Genomic DNA, 18,384 nt, shown 5'->3' with positions numbered 1-18,384 from the left:
GTTGCGGAAGTCCCAGGCGGCGATGACGCTGCGGGTGTAGTAGCCGCGCGCCATGATCAGGCTGGGCCGCTCCCCGTCCAGGTACGCCGTTCCCGCCAGGAAGCGGTCCACCCTGTTGCCGTAGTTGTCGCCCCAGGACGACACCGTGCCGCGCGGCGGGTCGTAGTTGACGGTGGACATCGCGGCGCCGGTCTGGCCGTTGAACATCGTCAGGTACTCGGGGCCCGACAGGATGTAGCCGCTGGAGTTGCGGTGGTCCGCGCCGGCGTTGCCGATCACCGTGCCGCGGCCGTCCACGGTGCCGTCGGCCGTCTTCATGGCCACTTCGGCCCGGCCGTCGCCGTCGTAGTCGTAGACCTGGAACTGCGTGTAGTGCGCGCCGGCGCGGATGTTGCGGCCCAGGTTGATGCGCCACAGGCGGGTGCCGTCGAGTTTGATGCCGTCGATGTAGACCGGGTCGGTGGTGCCGGACTGGGAGTTGTCCTTGGAGTTGTTCGCCTCCCACTTCAGCACGAGGTCGAGCCGGCCGTCGCCGTCGAGGTCGCCTACGCTCGCGTCGTTGGCGTGGTGGCCGCTGCTCGGCGGGGAGATCGGCACGTCGAGGTAGCCGTTGGCGAAGCGCAGCGAGGGCTCCGACGCCGGGCCCTCGGCGCCGCCGGTGACCGGCCTGACGGTGTAGGAGGCGTCGGACGAAGCGCCCGCGTCCAGGTAGTTGGTGGAGTCGGTGACGGTGGCTACGCGGGTGCCGCCCCGGTAGACGGCGAAGGCCGTCTCGCGCGGCTCGGTGCCCAGCAGCCGCCAGGAGACCAGGTTGCCGCTGCCCGACCGTACGCTGATCAGCCCCCTGTCCAGGTCCTCGGCCTGCTTACCGCCCTCCGGGTCCGGCGGGTCCGGCGGGTCCGGCGGGTCCGGCGTGATGGTGGGCGTGGGCTCGCCCGACTCGCCGGTGCAGGCGACCCCGTTCAGCGTGAACGCGGCGGGCGCCGGGTTCGAGCCGCTCCACGAGGCGTTGAAGCCGAACGTGGTGCTGCCGCCGCTCGGGATCACGGCGTTGTAGCCCGCGTCCTCGGCCCGTACGTCGGCGCCGCTCTGCGTGGCGGTGGCGTTCCACGCCTGCGTGATCCGCTGCCCTGCGGCGAACGACCAGTCCAGCCGCCAGCCGTCGATCGCGTCGCCCACGTTGCGGATGGTCACGCTGCCGGTGAACCCGTCGGACCACTGCGTGGCCACGGCGTAGTCCACCTCGCAGGCCACCGCGGCGGCCGCGGACGTCTGCAGACCGGCGGCGCCCGCCGCCACGAACACGGCGCCGGCGAGCCCTGCGGACAGCAGCGCGGAACGGGGTAAACGTTTCATTGAGCGTCCAATCGCCGTACAGATGCTGGGGGCCCACACCGTAGGAAGGCCCTGCTCAGGGTGTCAACGATCGGACCCTCGGCCGCGGCACGGCGGTTGTTACCTTTCAGGTCAGCGGCGGGAAGCCCGGCCGGCGGCGCTGAAACTTTCGGAGCCTCAGCGGCGCGGCGGCGCCGTCGAGTCGCGGACCACCAGGCGCGGCCGGTAGACCAGCTTCTGGTGCCGGTGGCCGGGCCGCGACTCGTCCAGCAGCAGCTCCGCGGCGACCCTGCCCAGCTCGCGCTTCGGCTGCCACACCGTGGTCAGCGGCGGGGCGAGCTGGGCGGCGAACGCCACGTCGTCGTACCCCACGACCGACATCTCCCCCGGCACCGCGATGCCGCGCTCGCGCAGGCCGCCGATCACGCCGAGCGCCGCCGTGTCGTTGAGGCAGACGATCGCGGTCGGCGGGTCCGCCGCGCCCAGCACGTCCTCCAGGGCCGCCGCGGCGGTCACCGTGATGTCAGGGGACGGCACCCGCACCTCCAGCACACCCTGGTCGGGGTCGAGTCCCGCCTTGACGAACGCCCTGCGCACCCCCGCGTGCCGTTCGGCCGTCTGCTGCACCTCGATGGCCGCGCCGAGCAGCGCGATGCGCCGGTGCCCCAGCGCGATGAGGTGCGCCGCCACCTGCTCGCCGCCCCACCGGTTGTCGATCGACACCGAGCACAGCCGGCCGTCGGAGCGGTGGTCGAGCAGCACCACCGGGACCCCGCGGCCGGCCAGGGCGACCAGCGGGCCGAGGTCGTCCTCGACCGGGGTGATGAGCACGCCGCGCACCCGCTGCTTCTCCAGCTCCTGCAGGTAGTGGCGCTCGCGGCCGGGCTGCAGGTCGGTGCTGCAGGTCATGAGCATGCAGCCGTCCTGCAGCAGGCGGTCCTCGACGCCACGGCACACCTCGGTGAAGAACGGGCCCGCGATGTCGAGCGTGACCGCGCCCACCAGCGGGCTCGGCAGGCCGCGTAACCGGCGGGCGGCGTTGTCGGGGAGGTAGCCGATGCGTTCCATCGCCGCGTGCACCCGGCGGCGGGTCTCCTCGGCGACGAGCTCGGGGCTGTTGAGCACGTTGCTCACGGTCGTGGGCGAGACGCCGGCCTCCTTCGCGACCTGGCGCATGCCGGGGCGGCGCGTGGAATCGAGCGGAGCGTCCCCATTCACCGCAGCACCATACCGGGCTCGCCGCGCACGAGAGGACGCTTATGACGCTCGGGGCACTGATGACGCTCGGGGCACTGATGAGCTCCTCCTCGGTGGCGCAGCTCGTGGCGGCGCCGCTGCTCGGCCGGCTGTCCGACCGGTACGGGCGGCGCCCGCTGGTCCTGCTCGCCGAGAACGCCTGACCGGTGGACGGCTGAGCGGGGTCAGACGGGGGTCGTCCGGGGCGGTAGGACGTCGATGGTGACGAGGTCGTCCACATGGAGCAGGCGGAGGTGGGTGGCCTGGGCGCGGGTGGCGCGGACGGTCAGCGGGCGGGAGTGGACGCGGGCGGCGGTGCCCAGGTCGGCCATTGCCCGGACGCTGAGGAAGGACATGCCGCTGATGTCCACGACGTAGTGGTCAGGGGTGAGCGCGGCGAGCAGCGCCTTCCAGGCCAGGGCGTTGGAGCGGTCGGTCTCACCGGAGAAGGCCAGCCCGCACCCGTCGGGGGTCGCGCGGTGCCCGAAGCCGGCCGCGTCGGCGACCGGGTGCGCCTGGCAGACGCGGAACACCTGCTCGGCGGTGAAGACGCGGGTGTCGAACGCGCACAGCGCGGTGAGCGTGGCCTGGGTGAACAGCGTGATCGAGGCGGCCTCGAACGCGACGAGCGCCTCGGCGTCCACGACGCTCGGACGGGCCCAGCTCATGTCCACCGCCACCCACAATCCCGGGTAACCGGCGATCAGCGCGGCCTGGGTGGCGTCGTGGTAGGTGGTGTGCAGGCGTACGGCGTCGAAACCGCCGGCGAGCTGGACGTCGCGCGGGTCGACGAGGCGCACGTGGCCGTCGCGGGCCGCCGCCCGCAGCGACGCCGAGGCGGCGAGCCGGTCGCCGATCAGGCGGCGGAGCCGGCGGGGCACGAAGAGCAGCACCTGGCCCCGCGCGGTCACGCCGCCGCGCGCGAACTCCATGGCCAGGTCGGCGAAGCCGGCGTCGGAGCCGAAACGGGCAGCGACATGGTCTCCCGCGCGCACTGTCGCCTGCACCGGCATCGTGCCGCCTCCCCACCCAGGTTCCCTCATCCTAGGCCGCGGCCTCGCGCCGTCGAGGGTGTCTTCTGGGAACGTGCTCTTTCCGGTACGACGCGGCGATCCACCGCCCAGACGGCCAGGGCGCAGGCCGCGAAACCGGCGCCGAGGAGGCTGGCGCCCGTCCAGCCATGGGCGGCGAAGACGGCGGTGGTCGTGGCCGCGCCGAGTGCGGAGCCGAGCGAGTAGAAGATCATGTAGCCGCCGACGACGCCGCTGGTCCTGCCGGGGTAGGCGGCGGTGAGCCGGTGCTGGTTGCTCACGTGGACCACTTGGACGGCGAAGTCCAGCACCACGATCCCGGCGATGAGCAGCCACAGGGACCAGCGCAGCTGGCCGATCGCCGCCCACGAGCCGATGAGCAGGGCGAGTGCGATGCCGGTGACGGGCGCGGCGCGTCCCGCGTCGGCCCAGCGTCCCGCCCTGGCCGCGCCCAGGGCGCCGGCGAGCCCGGCGACGCCGAACATCCCGATCTGGCTCTCCTCCAGCCGCCAGGGGTCGCCCGCCAGCGGCAGGGCCAGCCCACTCCACAACGTGCCGAACGAGGCGAACAGAAAGAACGTGACGAGCCCTCGCGTCAGAAACAGCCGCTCCCCGAACGGCACCCGCGCCACCACCACGCCCCGGCCCGAGCGCTTCCCGGCTGGCACACGCTCCGTGGCCACGGCCCCGTCCGGGCCCTCCCCTGCCGGCACGCGGCGCGTGGCCGCCATCCGGCGTGGGCGGTCGTCGGGTGGGAGGGCGGCGCGGACGAGGGCGGCGAGGATGAGCGACAGTGCCGCGAGTGCGGCGTAGACGCTGCGCCAGCCCCACATCTCGGCGAGCACGCCGGTCACCACCCGCGCGCCGAGAATGCCGGCCACCACGCCCGAGGTGACGACGCCGATGCTGCGTCCGCGTTCGGCGGGCGGTGCGACCGCGGCCACGTACGCCACCGTGGTCTGCACCACGACCGCGAACAGACCGGCCGTCGCGAGCCCGGCGAAGGCCACCCACCCGGCCTGCGCCAGCGAGGTCAGGGCCGTGCCGGCGGCGGTGAGCACCAGGTGCGCGGCGATGAGCCGGCGCCTGTCGAGCACGTCGCCGAGCGGCACCAGCAGCACCAGCCCGGCGAGATAACCGATCTGGCCGATGGCGACGATCCACCCGGCGCGCTCCGCCGGCACGCCGAGGTCGCGTCCCATCTGCTCCAGCACCGGCTGGGCGGCGTAGACGCCCGCCACCGCGACGCCGCACACCACCGCGAGCAGCGCCCGCCGCCACCCGTCCATCGCCATCCCCCCGATCAGTTGCATATCGAAACCAATTCCGACCGTAGGGCATAATGGTTTCAATAAGCAACCGATAGGAAGATGACATGAGCGCCGCGGACCTCGCCTGGACCGACCCGAGCTGCCCCGTCGCCCGCACGCTCGACCTGGTCGGCGACCGATGGAGCCTGCTCGTCATCAGGGACGCGATGGACGGGGCGCGATCGTTCACCGAGTTCCAGCGCCGCACCGGCATCGCCCGCAACATCCTCACCGACCGCCTGCGCAGGCTGACCGCTCACGGCCTGCTCGCCCGGCGTGCGGCAGCGCCGTCGGGCCGCCGCCAGGAGTACGTGCTCACCGACGCGGGCCGCGACCTCTTCCCCGTCATCGTCACCCTGCGGCAGTGGGGCGAACGCCACGCCTTCGAGCCGGGCGAGGCCCACTCCACGCTGGTGGATCAGCACGGCGACCCCGTGCCCGAGCTGACGCCGGTCGGCGCCGACGGCAGCATTCTGGACACCGGCACCACCCGCGTGCGGAAGGCCGGATAGCGGCGCACCCTTGTCCGGCGGCTCAGGTCAGGCGCGCTCACCGGAGACCTTTCCGCAAATAGGCGAACGACCGCCGCACAACCGCGCTTAGGATTTTGTGCAGTGCACTTACCAAAGAGCGGCCGATGGGATGGATCAGGCGGTGACCATGGGCGAGTCCTACGGCCTGCACGTACCGATCGACGACAATCTGGCCCTGCTCCGCGAGCTGGTGGGCACGTTCGCCCTGAAGGCCGGCCTGAGCAAGTACCGCACGGAGGCACTCGTCCTCGCGGTCAGCGAGGCGGCCAGCAACGTGCTCGAACACGCCCAGGCGGCGGGCACGGTGAGCGCCCGCCGTGACCTCGACGGCATCACCGTGCACGTCGTGGACGAGCGCGGTTCGTTAACCCACGAACACCTCCGACGCGCCCCGCCCTGGCCGCCCCGTCGCGGCCTGGGCCTGTTCGTCATCCAGCGGGTCTGCGACCGCGTGGTGCTCGACCATCCCGGCGGGCGGTCGCGGCTGGAGCTGTTCATGCGCTTCGGCCCCGACGACGCCCTGCCCCAGCACTTCTAGAGCCACTTCTGAGCCGTGCTCACCCCAGGGCGGCCATCAGCTCGCGGCACGCCTGCTCGCAGTCGCGGCACGCCTGGGCGCACGTCACGCAGTGCGGGTGGTGGTCGTGGCGGGCGCACTCGTCGCCGCACGCCTTGCACGCCTGGGCGCACGCCTCCAGGACGACCCTGGTCAGGTTGGCGTCGTAGCCGGTGTGCCGCGACAGCACCCGGGCCGTCGCCTCGCAGAGATCGGCGCAGTCAAGGTCGCTGCGGACGCACTTGACCAGCTCCGCGACCTCGGGCTCGCTCAGGCAGGCGTCGGCGCACGCCGTACACGCCTGGGCGCAGCTCATGCACTGCTCGATGCACCTGATGAGCCTGTCCTGGTCGACGCGGCCGAGGTCCTGCGGATACGCGGAGAGCATCTCCGCCACCTGTGAAGTCATGTCGCCTCCCGTTCGCCAGCCACCGCAGCTACCCACCTTGCGCGGCCCGCTAACCCGGCCCGCTCCGGGTATGGCGGGCTGTCGAACGCGTAACGAAGGGGGTCAGGGAATGACGCTTCATCAGGGCGAGGACGAGCGCGCACGAGGGCTCGATCGGCAGGCCGCCGCCGAGACCGCCGCCGTCATCACGGGAAGCGTGACCGGGCGCCGCGCACCGGCTCCGGCCGTCGTGGCCGCGCTGCTCGCCGGGGCCTGCGGCGCCGTCGTCGCCGCGCGGCTGGTGCGGGCCCGGCTGTCGAGAGGCGTGAGAGCCCCCGTGCTGGGCAGGCGGTGCCAGAGCACGCACGAGAGGATCCGCCATCATGAGCGTTGACGCCGGCCGGCCGCTCGCGCTGGTCACCGGGGCGTCCAGCGGCATCGGGTACGAGCTGGCCAAGCAGTTCGCCGGCCACGGCTTCGACCTGATCATCAACGCCGAGGACCCCGGCATCGCCGACACGGCCTCCGAACTGCGCCGGCCGGGGGCGTCCGTGCAGGGCGTACAGGCCGATCTCACCACGCACAACGGCGTCGAACGGCTCTACGCGGCCGTCGTGGACGACGGCCGTCCGCTCCAGGTGCTCGCGATCAACGCGGGGGTCGGGGTCGGCGGGCCGTTCGCCGAGACGGAGCTCGCCGCCGACCTGCGGCTGGTCGACCTGAACGTGCGGTCCGCGGTCCATCTGGCCAAGCTGTGCGTACGCGACATGGCGGCGCGGCGGCAGGGGCGGGTGCTGTTCACCTCGTCGATCGCCGCCACCCAGCCGGGGCCCTTCGAGGCCACGTACGCGGCGTCGAAGGCGTTCCTGCTGTCGTTCTCCGAGGCGCTGCGTGAGGAGCTGAAGGACCACGGCGTCACGGTGACCGCGCTGATGCCAGGCCCCACCGAGACCGAGTTCTTCGAACGCGCCGGCCTCGAGGACACCCGGCTCGGCAGCTCGAAGAAGGACGACCCGGCGCAGGTGGCCGAGCAGGCGTACGAGGCGCTGATGAGCGGCAAGGACCACGTGGTGGCCGGTTCTCCCAAGAACAAGGTGATGGCCGGCGCCGCCAAGCTCATGCCGGAGACGGCCAAGGCCAAGGCCCACCGCCACCTGTCGGAGCCGGGCTCCGGCAACGACTGACGCTCCCGGCGGTCGCCGGCTCACTGGCAGGCGATGACGAGCTTGACGCCCGCGCCGGTGCGCTGGCGTTCCCAGGCGGCGGCGATGTCCTTGAGCGGGACGACCTGCACGTCCATGGTGAGGCCGCCGGACGCGGCCAGCACGGTCATCCGCAGGTAGGCGTCGCGCCGGACGTCGGCGGGCGCGTGGAAGATCGCGAAGCCCCTGATGTCGAGCGCGGCCGAGCGGACGAGCGGGGCGGGCAGCTCGATCGCGGTGGCGGCCTGCTGTCCGAGCTGGACCAGCCGGGCGCCGTGCCGGGCCGCGCCCATCGCCGCCAGCGCGGGCGGCCCCCACAGCGGGTCGATGATGACGTCCACCCCGCCGCCCGCGGCCGCACGCATGGCGGCGGCCACGTCGTCCGTGTCGCCGGTGAGTTCGACGTGGGCGTCCGCGTTCAGGTGGTGGAGGCGGGCGCTGGAGCGGGCGGCGGCGATCACGCGGCCGGCGCCGAGGGCGCGGGCGATCTGGACCGCGGCGGTGCCCACCGTGCCGGTCGCGCCCAGCACGAGGACGGACTCCCCCGGCCGCAGGCCGGCGCGCCACTCCAGGGCCAGCCACGCGGCCAGGCCGCTGTTGCCGAGCGCCGCGGCGAGCGTGCCGTCGATGCCGTCGGCGACGTCGAACAGCGCGCCTGACGGCACCAGGACGCGTTCGGCCAGCGCCCCGTACGGCGGGACGACCGTGTCGAAGAACACCCGGCGCCCGTCCGGCAGGCGGCCGACCCCGTCGCTCCCGACGACCGACGGCAGGGGCGGCGGCCCGGTGTAGAAGGTGCCCGACGCCTTGGCCAGGTCGAGGTGGTTGAGGCCGGCCGCCTCGACGTCGACGACGACGGCGTCACCCGACGGGCGCGGGTCGCCGAACTCGCCGTAACGCGGCGGCGCGCTGTGCTCGTGCAGTACGGCGGCTCTCATGCGGCGTGTCGTCCTTCCGGTCAGAAGACGTATGCCCTGGTCAGGCGGGTCGTATGAGGTCCTGTGCCCGCGTGCCGCCCGGGTCATGCGACGGGGGTGATAGTTCGGGCCGCGCCTGGGTAGCGGCTCTCCTGCCGCAGCAGGAGGACGGGAGCACGCATGAGCACCATGGCGGGAAGCTGGAAGATGACGATCACCGACGGATGCCGGCCGGGAGACCGGCTGAGCCTGCTCAACCTCAGCCCTGGCCCCGCCCACGTCGAGGTGACGCTGTGCGCGCAGGGCGACCGGCCGCGCGGCCCGATCCGGCTGACCATCCCGCCCCGGCGCACGCGGTCGTCCGTGGTGGAGGACCTGATGGACGAGGCGGGAACCATGGCGCCGGGGCCGGCGTACACCGTCGTGGTGGTGTCGGACGCGCCGGTGCTCGTGCAGCCGCACCGGGCGGGCCGGCAGGCGCCCGAGCTGACCCGCCCGGCGGCCTAGCGCCGCACGCGGGTCAGCCGGCCACCTTGAACAGCTCGTTCAGCTGGTCGTTGAGGCGGGTGAGCGAGCTGGCGGGGGCCTGACCCAGGTAGACGGCGTCGAAGGCGGGTTGCGAGAGCGCCGCGATGTCGGCGGCGTTGGAGGTCACCGGCAGCGGGAACGTGGTGTGGTTCTCGATGTGGTCGGTGAAGGCCGACACGTCGAGCCCGCGTTCCTTCTTGTTGTACGCGATGGCCAGCTCGGTCCCCGACGGCCGGGCGGGGAAGACCACGCCGGAGCGGCCGATGAGGTTCTGGCACTCCTCGCCGGACAGGTACTTGACCCACTTGGCGGCGTTCTCCGGCTGCTTGGAGAACGTGGTGACGGAGTCGGCGAGCCCGTTGAACATCGAGGCCCGCTTCCCCGACGGCCCGATCGGGTTGGGCGCGACGCCGATGTCCAGCTTCTTGCCGTCGGCGTCGGTGAGCTTGGTGAACGACGAGATCGTCCACGAGCCGTCGAAGCCCATCGCGGCGATGCCCGACTGGATCTGCTTGTCGGCGGTGATCGCGTTGCTGCCGCCGATCGCCGCGTAGCTCGCCATGTACCCCTTCTTCACCAGCCCGAAGTACCAGTCGAGGGTCTCCTGCAGCACCGGGTCGTCGAGGTTGAAGCGGGTGCCCCAGGGGTTCCTGTCGGTGGGCTGCCAGCCGGTGCTGCCGGTGAAGGCCGACCACTGCGTCTGGCCCCAGTTGTCGCCGCCGGCGCCGTTGGCCGCGAGCCCGTACGTCTTGACCTTGGTCTTGTCGAAGCCTGGCTCGTCGCCGCGCACGCCGTTCCGGTCGATGGTCAGGTGCGCGATCGTCTTCTCGAACGTGCCGCCGTCGCGCGGGTTCCAGGTCAGCTCGCCGAGCGTCTCCGGGGAGATGCCGGCCTCCTTGAGCGCGGTGGCGTTGTAGAACATCGCGATGGTGTCCCAGTCCTTCGGGGCGCCGTACCGCTTGCCGTCCTTGCCCTTCCACAGCTCGGCCAGGCCGGCCTGGTAGTCGGAGTCCTTGATGTCGCTGGTCGGGCCGAGGTCGTCCAGCGGGCGCAGCACCTGCAGGTCCACGAACTGGGGGAACTTGGTCAGGTGGTCGGTGAAGACGTCGGGGGCGGTGTCGGCGATGAAGCTGGCGGTCAGCTTCGACCAGTAGTCTTCCCAGCCGTACTGGGAGATGTTGATGCGCAGGCCGGGGTTCTGCTTCTCGAAGGCGTCGGCGCACTTCTGGTAGCCGGGCTGCTGCGCGGAGTCCCACAGCCAGTACTCGATGGCGCCGCCGGCACCGCCGGTGCCGCCGGTGCCGCCCGCGCCGCAGGCGGCGGTGGTGGTCAGCAGAAGCGCGGACAGGAGGATTCTTCTGAGCATCACTTGATCCCGCTGAAGCCGATAGAGTTGACGATGCGGCGGGCGAAGACGAAGAAGAGCAGCAACATCGGCAGCGCCGCCACCAGCGTGGCCGCCATCAGTCCCGCCCAGTCGGGGCCGGCCTGTGGCTTCTGCGACTTGAACACGCCGAGCGCCACGGTGAGCACGCGTGACTTGTCGGTGTAGCTGACCATGAGCGGCCAGAAGTACTCGTTCCAGGAGGTGATGTAGGTGAGGATCGACAGCGTCGAGATGGGCGCGGCCGAGATCGGCAGGATGAGCCGGAAGAAGATGCGCGTCTTCGACGCGCCCTCCACCAGCGCGGCCTCCTCCACCTCGCGGGAGATGCCGAGGAAGAACTGCCGCAGGAAGAACACCGCGAACGGGGTCATCAGCATCGTCGGCAGCGCGATGCCGAGCACGGTGTCGACGAGGCCGAGCTCCTTGATGAGCACGAAGTTCGGCAGCAGCGTGAAGATCGCCGGGACCATCAGGCCGGCCAGGAAGACCGCGAACACCTGCTCGCGGTAGCGCCAGCGCAGCCGGGCGAAGGCGTAGGCGGCCATCGAGGAGAAGAACACCTGCCCGGCCGTGACCATGGTCGCGACCAGCACCGAGTTGAGCAGGTAGCGCCAGAACGCGATGGGCTGTCCTGATCCGCCCGCGTCGATGGCCTCCTGCCCGGTCTGCAGGCCGAAGACGCGCTCGAAGCCGCCCCACGAGAACCGCACCGGCAGCAGGCTGTCGCCGCCCGCGTAGAGCGCGTTGTTGTCGGACAGCGCGGTGCGCAGCACCCAGTAGAACGGGAACAGGCTGCCGATGATCACCAGGACCATGAACGTCCAGGCGATGATCCGGCCGATGCCCGGCCGGGGTCTGCGCGGCGGCTCCTGGCCGGCGGCGGGGGCGTCGCTCGGGGCGGGGGCCATGACGGTCGCCATGTCACACTCTCCCTAGGCCAGGTCGGAGCTGCCGGCCCGGGTGAGCCGGTATTGCAGGAACGTGATGATCATCAGGACGATCAGCAGCGCGACGGACATGGCCGAGGCGTAGCCGAACTGGAAGCGGCTGAACGCGGCCTCGTAGATGTAGTACTGCAGCACGTTCGAGGAGTTGACCGGGCCGCCCCTGGTCGCGATCGCAATGGTGTCGAACACCTGGAACGAGCCGACCACGCTGATGATCAGCACGACGGCGGTGACGGGCCGCAGCAGCGGCAGCGTGATGCTCCTGAACATGCGCAGCTCGGAGGCGCCGTCCATGCGGCCGGCCTCGTACAGGGTCGGGGGGATGGTCTGCAGGCCGGCGAAGATCAGCAGGGCGGTGTAGCCGACGTGCCGCCAGACGTTGATGAGCGCGACGGTCGGGATCACCCAGGCGGAGTCGGCGAGGAACGCGACCCTGTCGAGCCCGAGCAGCTCCAGCACCTTGTTGCCGATGCCGAGCTGGTAGTCGAGGATCCACAGGAAGACCAGCGCCGCGACCACGTTCGAGACGAGGTAGGGCGTCAGCACCAGCCCGCGCAGCCACGTCTTGCGGGTCAGCCGCTGCATCAGCACCGCGATGATCAGCGCGAGCACCGTCTGGATGCCGATGTTGACGACCACGTAGTAGACGGTCACGCCCAGCGCGTTCCAGAACACCGGGTCCTCGACCATGCGCACGTAGTTGTCCAGCCCGGTCCACCGGGAGGGCGTGAGCAGGTTGAACTTGGTGAAGCTCAGGTAGATGCCGCGCAGCGTGGGCCAGAGCAGGAAGACCAGGAAGCCGATGAGCGCGGGGAGGATGAACAGGAGCGCCAGTCGCGTGTCGTCGCGAGGTCGCTTGGCGGTGCCGGTCGTCGCCGGCCTGGTGGGGGTGGCCATGGTCTCTCCTACGCCGTCACCGGCTGATCGGCCCTGGGCCGCGTCTACCCTCTCTGCACGTCAACCCGACGTGCCAAACGGTTAGCGGAGAGTCTCTTTCCCCATGACACCCCGTGTCAAGAGGTCCTAACTACGTCTTATAGGACACGGTGAGCGGCTCGCGGCGACCGAGATCACCTATCGCGCCCCCGGCGTTCGGCCTCGTCCAGGGCCGGGACGAGGGGTTCGAGGGCGGCGCGGAGCCGATCGGGGAGCGAGCCGGACGGCACGACGAGACCGCCCTCCGACGTGACGCCCACCCAGCGGTCGAGAGCGACCCGGACGGCGGCGGCCACGGCGGCCGCCAGGACCCTGGCGGTGTCCTCGCCGACCACACGGGGGGCGATCGCCTCGGCCAGGGGGAGCTCCATCGAGGCAGGAGCCGCCACGAACGCCTCCCTGAGTGCGGGCCGGGTGGTGATCATCAGCAGCGCGGCGGCGTGCTGCTCGCCCGGGTCGGCGTACTGCTCCACGACCGCGTCGATGACGGCCTCGGCCAAACGGGCGGACGGCGGCCTGGCCGCGACCGCCTGCGCCACGCGGATCTCCCGTTCGGCGGTGACGGCGGCGACGATCGCCTGCTCGCGGCTGGCGAAGTAGTTGTTGTACGTCCTCGGCGAGACACCGGCGGCCTCGGCGATGTCGTCCACGCGGACGTCGTCGGGCCCGCGTTCGAGCGCCAGGCGCAGCGCCGCCTCGCGCAGCGCCTGCCGGGTGGCCTGCTTCTTCTGCTCACGCAACCCCGCCATGCCCTTCACTGTGGCAGAGAAGTTGCGCACGCGCAAACTTGCGTGAACGCAACTTTTGTCCTTACGCTGAGGCCACCCAAGCGAAAGGACGAGCCCATGCGAGCCAAGGGCATCAGTTACGACACCGGCTTCGTCACCGGCGGGACCCGCGCGTCAGGCCCCTTCGACCCCGCCGTGGTCCGGCGCGAGCTGACGATCATCCGCGACGACCTGCACTGCACCGCCGTCCAGCTCGTCGGGGGCGACCCCGAGCGGCTGGAGCTCGCCGCCGGCCTGGCCGCCGGGCTGGGGCTTGAAGTGTGGTTCACGCCGTACCCGCTGGAGCTGGCCCCCGAGGAGATGCTGGCGCTGTTCGCCGACTGCGCCGAGCGGGCGGAGCGGATCAGGCGGGGTGGCGCGGAGGTCGTGTTCGTGGCGGGGTGCGAGCTGACCCTGATGGACCGCGGCTTCCTGCCCGGCGACACGCTCCAGGAGCGGGTCGGCGCGCTGATGAACCGGCGCGAACTGGTCGCGGAGGCAGGGCAGCGGGTGGCCGCGTTCCTGGCCGAGGCCGCTGGCGTGGTGCGCGCGCGGTTCGGCGGCAAGGTCACGTACGCGGCGATCCCGTTCGAGCCCGTGGACTGGTCGCTCTTCGACGTCATGACGATCGAGCTGATCCGCTCGGCTGAGGTCGCCGACCGGTTCCAGGACGGCGTGCGCTCCCTCGTCGCCCAGGGCAGGCCGGTGGCGATCACCGGGTTCGGCACGGCGACCTGGCGCGGCGCCCCCGACGTGGCGCCCCGCAGCATGGAGATCATCGAGTACGACCAGGCCACCGGCTCCCCCGTGCGCCTCGACGGTCCGTACGCGCGCGACGAGGCCGGGCAGGCCGCGTACCTGCGGGAACTGCTGGAGATCTTCGAGGCCGAGGGCGTGGACGCCGCCTTCGTCCACACCTTCGCCCTCCCCGACCTGCCGCACCGCCCCGGCGGCGACCCCCGCGACGACCTCGACCTGGCCAGCCTCGGCGTGGTCAAGGTGTACGCGGACCGAGACGGCGACACGTACCCCGGCCTGCCCTGGGACCCCAAGGCCGCGTTCGCCACGGTGGCGGCCTGCTACGAGAAGGCCCCGGCCAAGTGAGGGGCGACCTGCCGGTCCCCTCCTTCCCGCTCGGCGGCGAGGCGCCGGTGCGGCGGATCGGGTTCGGGGCGATGCGGCTCGCGCTCGGACGGTCGGCGCGCGGTCCCGAGGCGGGCGTCGCGGTGCTGCGGCGCGCCGTGGAGCTGGGTGTGAACCACATCGACACGGCCGGCTTCTACGGCGCCGGCGATGCGGGCGCGCACGAGCTGATCAGGCGGGCACTGGCGCCGTACCCCGAGGAGCTGGTGATCGCCACCAAGGTCGGCCCGCTGTTCGGCGCGGGGCTCGCACCGGCCGGGGAGGCGCGTGCCGGGCAGTTGCGCGGCCTGGTCGAGGACGATCTGCGCCGGCTCGGCGTGGACCGGCTCGACCTGGTCCACCTGCGGGTCGGCGGGCTGGGGCCGCCGGGTGACGAGCCGGTCGGCGACCGGTTCGCGGCCCTGGCGGAGCTGCGCGAAGAAGGGCTGATCCGGCATCTCGGGGTGAGCCACGTCAGCGCGGCCCAGCTCACCGAGGCTCGGTCGATCGCGCCCGTGGCGGCCGTGCAGAACGCGTTCCACGTGCACGACCAGGGCGACCGGGCCGTCCTGGCGGCATGTGAGGAGGCGGGCATCGCGTACGTGCCGTACTTCCCGCTGGGCGGCGGGCACCCGTCGATCGACCTGTCCCGCCCGGCCGAGGTCGCCGCGCGGCACGGAGCCACTCCCGCGCAGGTCGCGCTGGCCTGGCTGCTCGCCGTCTCGCCGGTGACGCTCCCCATCCCCGGCACGGGCTCGCTCGCCCATCTCGCCGAGAACATGGCCGCCGCCGGCCTCCGCCTCACCCCCACCGACCTCGCCGCCCTCGCCGCCCTCGCGCCGGAGGTCCGGCGGGAGGGTTCCCACCAGTGAGATGGCGCGGCACGTTCGAGGGCGAGACGGTGGGCGAGGCCGGGGCCGGCCGCGACCGCGCGGTGATCGCGGGGGCTTGTCGCAAGCCGCGGGGGTGATTAGGGTCGCGGGTGATCGCGCTCCCCCGCGAGGAGGCACGGTGACGCCGGACCCGAGAGCCGACTTCGACCACATCTCCGCCGGTTACGACCCCGATCCCGCGCTGTCGATGTCGCTGCACGCCGACGCGTACACCGATCCGCGCTGGCACGAGATCGACCAGCGGGCGATCTTCGCCCGGTCGTGGCAGTGGCTGTGCCACGTGGAGCGGCTGCGCGAGCCCGGCGCGTACGTGACGGGCACGGTGGCGGGCCTGCCGATCGTCGCCGTCAGGGACGAGGCGGGCGCCCTGCGCGCCTTCTACAACGTGTGCAAGCACCGGGCCCACGAGCTGCTGACGGGCGAGGGGGTGCGGCGCAGCATCGTGTGCCCGTACCACGCGTGGACGTTCGACCTGACGGGACGGCTGCGGCGGGCCCGCCACACCGCCGCCATGCCCGGCTTCGACCCCTCGAAGGTCTGCCTCGACCAGGTGCGGGTCACGGAGTTCGGCGGCATGGCGTACGTCAACCTCGACCCCGCGGCGGCCCCGCTGCGGGAGCAGGCGGGCGGCCTGGAGGCGGAGATCATCGAGCGGGCGCCGGACGTGGCGAAGCTGACCCTGGCCCGCAGGCTCACCTACGACATCGCCGCCGACTGGAAGACCGTGGTGGACAACTTCCTGGAGTGCTACCACTGCCACGTGGCGCACAAGGACTTCGTGTCGCTGGTGGACATGAGCACCTACGAGGTCACCACGTACGGCATCTACTCCAGCCACATGGCGCGGGCCGGCCAGGCGGGCAACTCGGCGTACGACGTGTCCGGCGCCACCGTCACCGAGCACGCGGTGTGGTGGCTCTGGCCCAACACCTGCCTGCTGCGCTATCCGGGGCGGGGCAACTTCATGGTGCTGCAGATCGTCCCCGACGGCCCCGGGCGGACCCGCGAGACGTGGGACTTCTACCTGGAGACCGCGGAGCCGACGGAGGCCGAGCTGGACAGCGTGCGCTACATCGACGAGGTGCTCCAGCGCGAGGACATCGCGCTGGTGGAGAGCGTGCAGCGGGGCATGCGCACCCCGGCCTTCACCCAGGGCAAGATCGTGTACGACCCGGGCGGCCGGGGGCTGTCGGAGCACGCGGTGCACCACTTCCACGGTCTCGTCCTCGACGCCTACCGGCGCGAGCTGGCCGGCGATCAGCGCGGCACCATGCCGGCCTCGTCGTCGTCCACCAGGAAGCCGCCTGACTGATGGCGCCAGAGGCGGGCGTAGGCGCCGTCGGCCTCGATCAGCTCGCCGTGGGTGCCCTGCTCGACGATGACGCCCTTGTTGAGCACGACCAGGCGGTCCATGCGGACGACCGTGCTGAGCCGGTGGGCGACCACGACCGCGGTGCGGTCCTGCATGAGCCGCCACAGCGCCTCCTGCACGAGGAGCTCGCTCTCGGAGTCGAGCGCGCTGGTGGCCTCGTCGAGCAGCAGGAGCGGCGCGTCGCGCAGGATCGCGCGGGCCAGCGCGATGCGCTGCCGCTGGCCTCCGGAGAGCTTGACGCCGCGCTCGCCGACCAGCGTGCCGAGGCCGTCGGGCAGCGCGTCGGCGAACTCCATGACGTGCGCCGCCTCGGCCGCGGCGAGGATCTCGGCCTCGGTGGCGCCGGGCCGGGCGAAGGCGATGTTGTCGCGCACGCTGCGGTGGAACATGGCGGGCTCCTGCGGCACGTACGCGATGAGGCCGCGCAGGTCGGCCTGGCGCAGCCGGGAGATGTCCTGGCCGCCGATGAGGATGCGGCCCGCGTCGATGTCCATGAGCCGCAGCAGCAGCCGGGTCAGCGTGGTCTTGCCGCCGCCCGACTGGCCGACCAGCCCGATCTTCGCGCCCGCCGGGATGTCGAGGTCGAGGTCCCGGAACAATGGCAGCCCGCTCTTGTACGAGAACGTCACCCGGTCGAAGCGCACCGACGCGTCGGCGGGCCGCAGCGGCAGCGGGTCGGGCGGGTCGACCACCTTCGGCGGCGTCAGCAGCAGCTCGGTGAACTGCGCGGCCTCGGTGATCACGCTCTCGATGCGCCGGTAGATCTGGTTGAACTCGAACATGATGCCGATGGCGTTGGTGTAGTAGGTGAACGTCACCACGATCGCCTCGACGCCGAGCCCGCCCCGCAGCGCGACGGCCAGCAGCAGGCCGAGCGAGCTGCCGAGCACCGACAGCGGGGCGACGACGGTGTCGACCCGCAGGTTGCCGTAGTCCCATGAGCGCAGCGCGAGCCGCTGCTGCTCGGCCAGCTTGACCCGGTGCTCGGCGGCCTCGCGGCGCTCGGCGGCGAAGGCGCGTACGGTGTCCATGTTGGACAGCACGTCGGCGACGTGGCCCGAGACGTGCACCCGGGCGGCCTCGCGCGCGTCCACCAGCTTCTGGCGGCGGCGGATCAGCGGCGCGACGAGGAAACCGGTGACGGCCAGCAGCCCGACGAGCACGACCACCAGCAGCGGGTGATATTGCCACAGGACCACGCAGGCGAAGACCAGCGGCACGACCTTGGCCATGACGGAGAACGTCAGCGTGTCGACGAACTCCTCGAACCTGGCGGCGAAGCCGAGCACCCGTTTGGTCAGCGCGCCGGCGAAGTTGTCGTGGTAGAACGCGGCGTCCTTGGCCAGCAGCTCGTCCATGCCGATGATGGCGAGGCGTTCGACGCCGCGCGCGTCGGTGCGGTTGATGAAGTGCAGGCCGATCCGCCACAGCGTCTCGCCGGCCAGCAGCACGGCGCCGAAGCCCAGCACGTAGGGCAGCAGCGCGGGCAGCGTTCCGTCGCCGCCGCCCGCCAGGTGGCCGACGAGCCCGGCCACGCCGAGCGGCGCGATGTAGAACAGGCAGATGTTGCCCAGCGCGGGCATCAGCAGCGCGGGCGCCGCGACCGGCCACAGCCTGCGCAGCTCGCCGAGGTAGTGGCGCAGCGCCAGCCCGACCGCGGACCTGCGTACGGACGGCTCGCCCGCGTCGGCCGCCTCCTGGGCTCGCGGTGCGGAGCTCTGCCCGGTCTCCTTGTCTTGGTCCGAAGCGACTTCCGGCACGCTCATCCGCCCTCCCCGATCGCCGACGCAGCCCACGACATGGTGCCGTCCGCGACCCGGACAAGCGAATGATTTTTTCCCGGCCTATCGGACGTTCTCCCAGCTAGGCGCGTAAGTGATGCGCATCACCGCTACCAAAGCCTCGCTTTCCGTCACATATCCCG

20 protein-coding genes are annotated in these 18,384 nt (G+C 72.0%); 9 read left to right on the top strand and 11 right to left on the bottom strand.

Annotated elements, in window-relative coordinates; genetic code table 11:
* A partial coding sequence (locus tag ACFFR3_RS10495; RefSeq protein ID WP_379483018.1) for a rhamnogalacturonan lyase family protein occupies positions 1-1,356 on the bottom strand: 1,356 nt, incomplete at its 3' end.
* 156 nt (positions 1,357-1,512) lie between these two features.
* Positions 1,513-2,553: a LacI family DNA-binding transcriptional regulator gene (locus ACFFR3_RS10490; RefSeq protein WP_364927674.1), complete on the bottom strand. Its 1,041-nt coding sequence runs from the start codon at positions 2,551-2,553 to the stop codon at positions 1,513-1,515.
* A 41-nt stretch (positions 2,554-2,594) separates the two neighbouring features.
* Here ACFFR3_RS10490 and ACFFR3_RS10485 point away from each other — a divergent pair, with 41 nt between their 5' ends.
* Complete coding sequence (locus tag ACFFR3_RS10485) at positions 2,595-2,735, top strand: hypothetical protein (protein WP_364379928.1); 141 nt, start codon at positions 2,595-2,597, stop codon at positions 2,733-2,735.
* A gap of 21 nt (positions 2,736-2,756) precedes the next feature.
* On the opposite strand, the gene ACFFR3_RS10480 is transcribed toward ACFFR3_RS10485, so the two are convergent.
* Both ACFFR3_RS10480 and ACFFR3_RS10475 read right to left on the bottom strand, forming a co-directional pair.
* A complete protein-coding gene (locus ACFFR3_RS10480; protein WP_379483017.1) occupies positions 2,757-3,584 on the bottom strand; it encodes an MEDS domain-containing protein in 828 nt (275 codons plus the stop codon).
* A 26-nt stretch (positions 3,585-3,610) separates the two neighbouring features.
* Positions 3,611-4,915 (bottom strand): MFS transporter, encoded by a 1,305-nt coding sequence (locus tag ACFFR3_RS10475; protein WP_379483016.1) that lies wholly within the window; start codon positions 4,913-4,915, stop codon positions 3,611-3,613.
* A gap of 62 nt (positions 4,916-4,977) precedes the next feature.
* On the opposite strand from ACFFR3_RS10475, the gene ACFFR3_RS10470 reads away from it, so the two are divergent.
* Both ACFFR3_RS10470 and ACFFR3_RS10465 read left to right on the top strand, forming a co-directional pair.
* The gene (locus ACFFR3_RS10470) at positions 4,978-5,424 is read left to right on the top strand and encodes a winged helix-turn-helix transcriptional regulator (RefSeq protein ID WP_345385328.1); all 447 of its coding nucleotides are present in this window, start codon (positions 4,978-4,980) and stop codon (positions 5,422-5,424) included.
* A gap of 130 nt (positions 5,425-5,554) precedes the next feature.
* Complete coding sequence (locus ACFFR3_RS10465; RefSeq protein WP_379483015.1) at positions 5,555-5,983, top strand: ATP-binding protein; 429 nt, start codon at positions 5,555-5,557, stop codon at positions 5,981-5,983.
* A gap of 19 nt (positions 5,984-6,002) precedes the next feature.
* Here the strand turns inward: ACFFR3_RS10465 and ACFFR3_RS10460 are convergent, their stop codons facing one another.
* A complete protein-coding gene (locus ACFFR3_RS10460) occupies positions 6,003-6,410 on the bottom strand; it encodes a four-helix bundle copper-binding protein (RefSeq protein ID WP_345385329.1) in 408 nt (135 codons plus the stop codon).
* A 109-nt stretch (positions 6,411-6,519) separates the two neighbouring features.
* Here ACFFR3_RS10460 and ACFFR3_RS10455 point away from each other — a divergent pair, with 109 nt between their 5' ends.
* The gene (locus ACFFR3_RS10455) at positions 6,520-6,783 is read left to right on the top strand and encodes a hypothetical protein (RefSeq protein WP_345385330.1); all 264 of its coding nucleotides are present in this window, start codon (positions 6,520-6,522) and stop codon (positions 6,781-6,783) included.
* A complete protein-coding gene (locus ACFFR3_RS10450) occupies positions 6,773-7,573 on the top strand; it encodes an SDR family NAD(P)-dependent oxidoreductase (protein WP_345385331.1) in 801 nt (266 codons plus the stop codon). Before ACFFR3_RS10455 ends, ACFFR3_RS10450 begins: the two co-directional genes overlap by 11 nt.
* Positions 7,574-7,593: 20 nt before the next feature.
* On the opposite strand, the gene ACFFR3_RS10445 is transcribed toward ACFFR3_RS10450, so the two are convergent.
* Complete coding sequence (locus ACFFR3_RS10445) at positions 7,594-8,529, bottom strand: quinone oxidoreductase family protein (RefSeq protein WP_379483014.1); 936 nt, start codon at positions 8,527-8,529, stop codon at positions 7,594-7,596.
* 159 nt (positions 8,530-8,688) lie between these two features.
* Here ACFFR3_RS10445 and ACFFR3_RS10440 point away from each other — a divergent pair, with 159 nt between their 5' ends.
* Positions 8,689-9,015 (top strand): sensory rhodopsin transducer, encoded by a 327-nt coding sequence (locus ACFFR3_RS10440; protein WP_379483013.1) that lies wholly within the window; start codon positions 8,689-8,691, stop codon positions 9,013-9,015.
* A gap of 13 nt (positions 9,016-9,028) precedes the next feature.
* On the opposite strand, the gene ACFFR3_RS10435 is transcribed toward ACFFR3_RS10440, so the two are convergent.
* From ACFFR3_RS10435 to ACFFR3_RS10420, 4 genes are all read right to left on the bottom strand, one after another.
* Positions 9,029-10,402, bottom strand: coding sequence for an ABC transporter substrate-binding protein (locus ACFFR3_RS10435; RefSeq protein WP_379483012.1), 1,374 nt, complete (start codon positions 10,400-10,402; stop codon positions 9,029-9,031).
* The gene (locus ACFFR3_RS10430; protein ID WP_364379905.1) at positions 10,402-11,343 is read right to left on the bottom strand and encodes a carbohydrate ABC transporter permease; all 942 of its coding nucleotides are present in this window, start codon (positions 11,341-11,343) and stop codon (positions 10,402-10,404) included. Before ACFFR3_RS10430 ends, ACFFR3_RS10435 begins: the two co-directional genes overlap by 1 nt.
* Positions 11,344-11,355: 12 nt before the next feature.
* Complete coding sequence (locus ACFFR3_RS10425) at positions 11,356-12,267, bottom strand: carbohydrate ABC transporter permease (RefSeq protein ID WP_364379902.1); 912 nt, start codon at positions 12,265-12,267, stop codon at positions 11,356-11,358.
* A gap of 173 nt (positions 12,268-12,440) precedes the next feature.
* On the bottom strand, positions 12,441-13,055 hold the full coding sequence (locus ACFFR3_RS10420) for a TetR/AcrR family transcriptional regulator (protein ID WP_364379899.1): 615 nt from the start codon (positions 13,053-13,055) through the stop codon (positions 12,441-12,443).
* A 96-nt stretch (positions 13,056-13,151) separates the two neighbouring features.
* Between ACFFR3_RS10420 and ACFFR3_RS10415 the strand changes: the two genes are divergently transcribed.
* The 3 genes from ACFFR3_RS10415 to ACFFR3_RS10405 all read left to right on the top strand — a co-directional run bounded on the left by ACFFR3_RS10415 (position 13,152) and on the right by ACFFR3_RS10405 (position 16,400).
* Positions 13,152-14,177 (top strand): glycoside hydrolase family 113 protein, encoded by a 1,026-nt coding sequence (locus tag ACFFR3_RS10415; protein WP_345385341.1) that lies wholly within the window; start codon positions 13,152-13,154, stop codon positions 14,175-14,177.
* On the top strand, positions 14,174-15,067 hold the full coding sequence (locus tag ACFFR3_RS10410; RefSeq protein WP_364379896.1) for an aldo/keto reductase: 894 nt from the start codon (positions 14,174-14,176) through the stop codon (positions 15,065-15,067). Before ACFFR3_RS10415 ends, ACFFR3_RS10410 begins: the two co-directional genes overlap by 4 nt.
* A 139-nt stretch (positions 15,068-15,206) precedes the next feature.
* Entirely contained in the window at positions 15,207-16,400 is a 1,194-nt protein-coding gene (locus ACFFR3_RS10405) for an aromatic ring-hydroxylating oxygenase subunit alpha (protein ID WP_345385343.1), read from the top strand.
* Here the strand turns inward: ACFFR3_RS10405 and ACFFR3_RS10400 are convergent.
* Complete coding sequence (locus ACFFR3_RS10400) at positions 16,346-18,226, bottom strand: ABC transporter ATP-binding protein (protein ID WP_345385344.1); 1,881 nt, start codon at positions 18,224-18,226, stop codon at positions 16,346-16,348. The two genes, ACFFR3_RS10405 and ACFFR3_RS10400, sit on opposite strands and share 55 nt — an antisense overlap.
* Positions 18,227-18,384 lie beyond the last annotated feature (158 nt).

The sequence above is a fragment of the Nonomuraea salmonea genome (assembly GCF_042428605.1).
Classification (GTDB): domain Bacteria; phylum Actinomycetota; class Actinomycetes; order Streptosporangiales; family Streptosporangiaceae; genus Nonomuraea; species Nonomuraea salmonea.
This window is presented reverse-complemented; position numbering and strand designations above follow the sequence as displayed.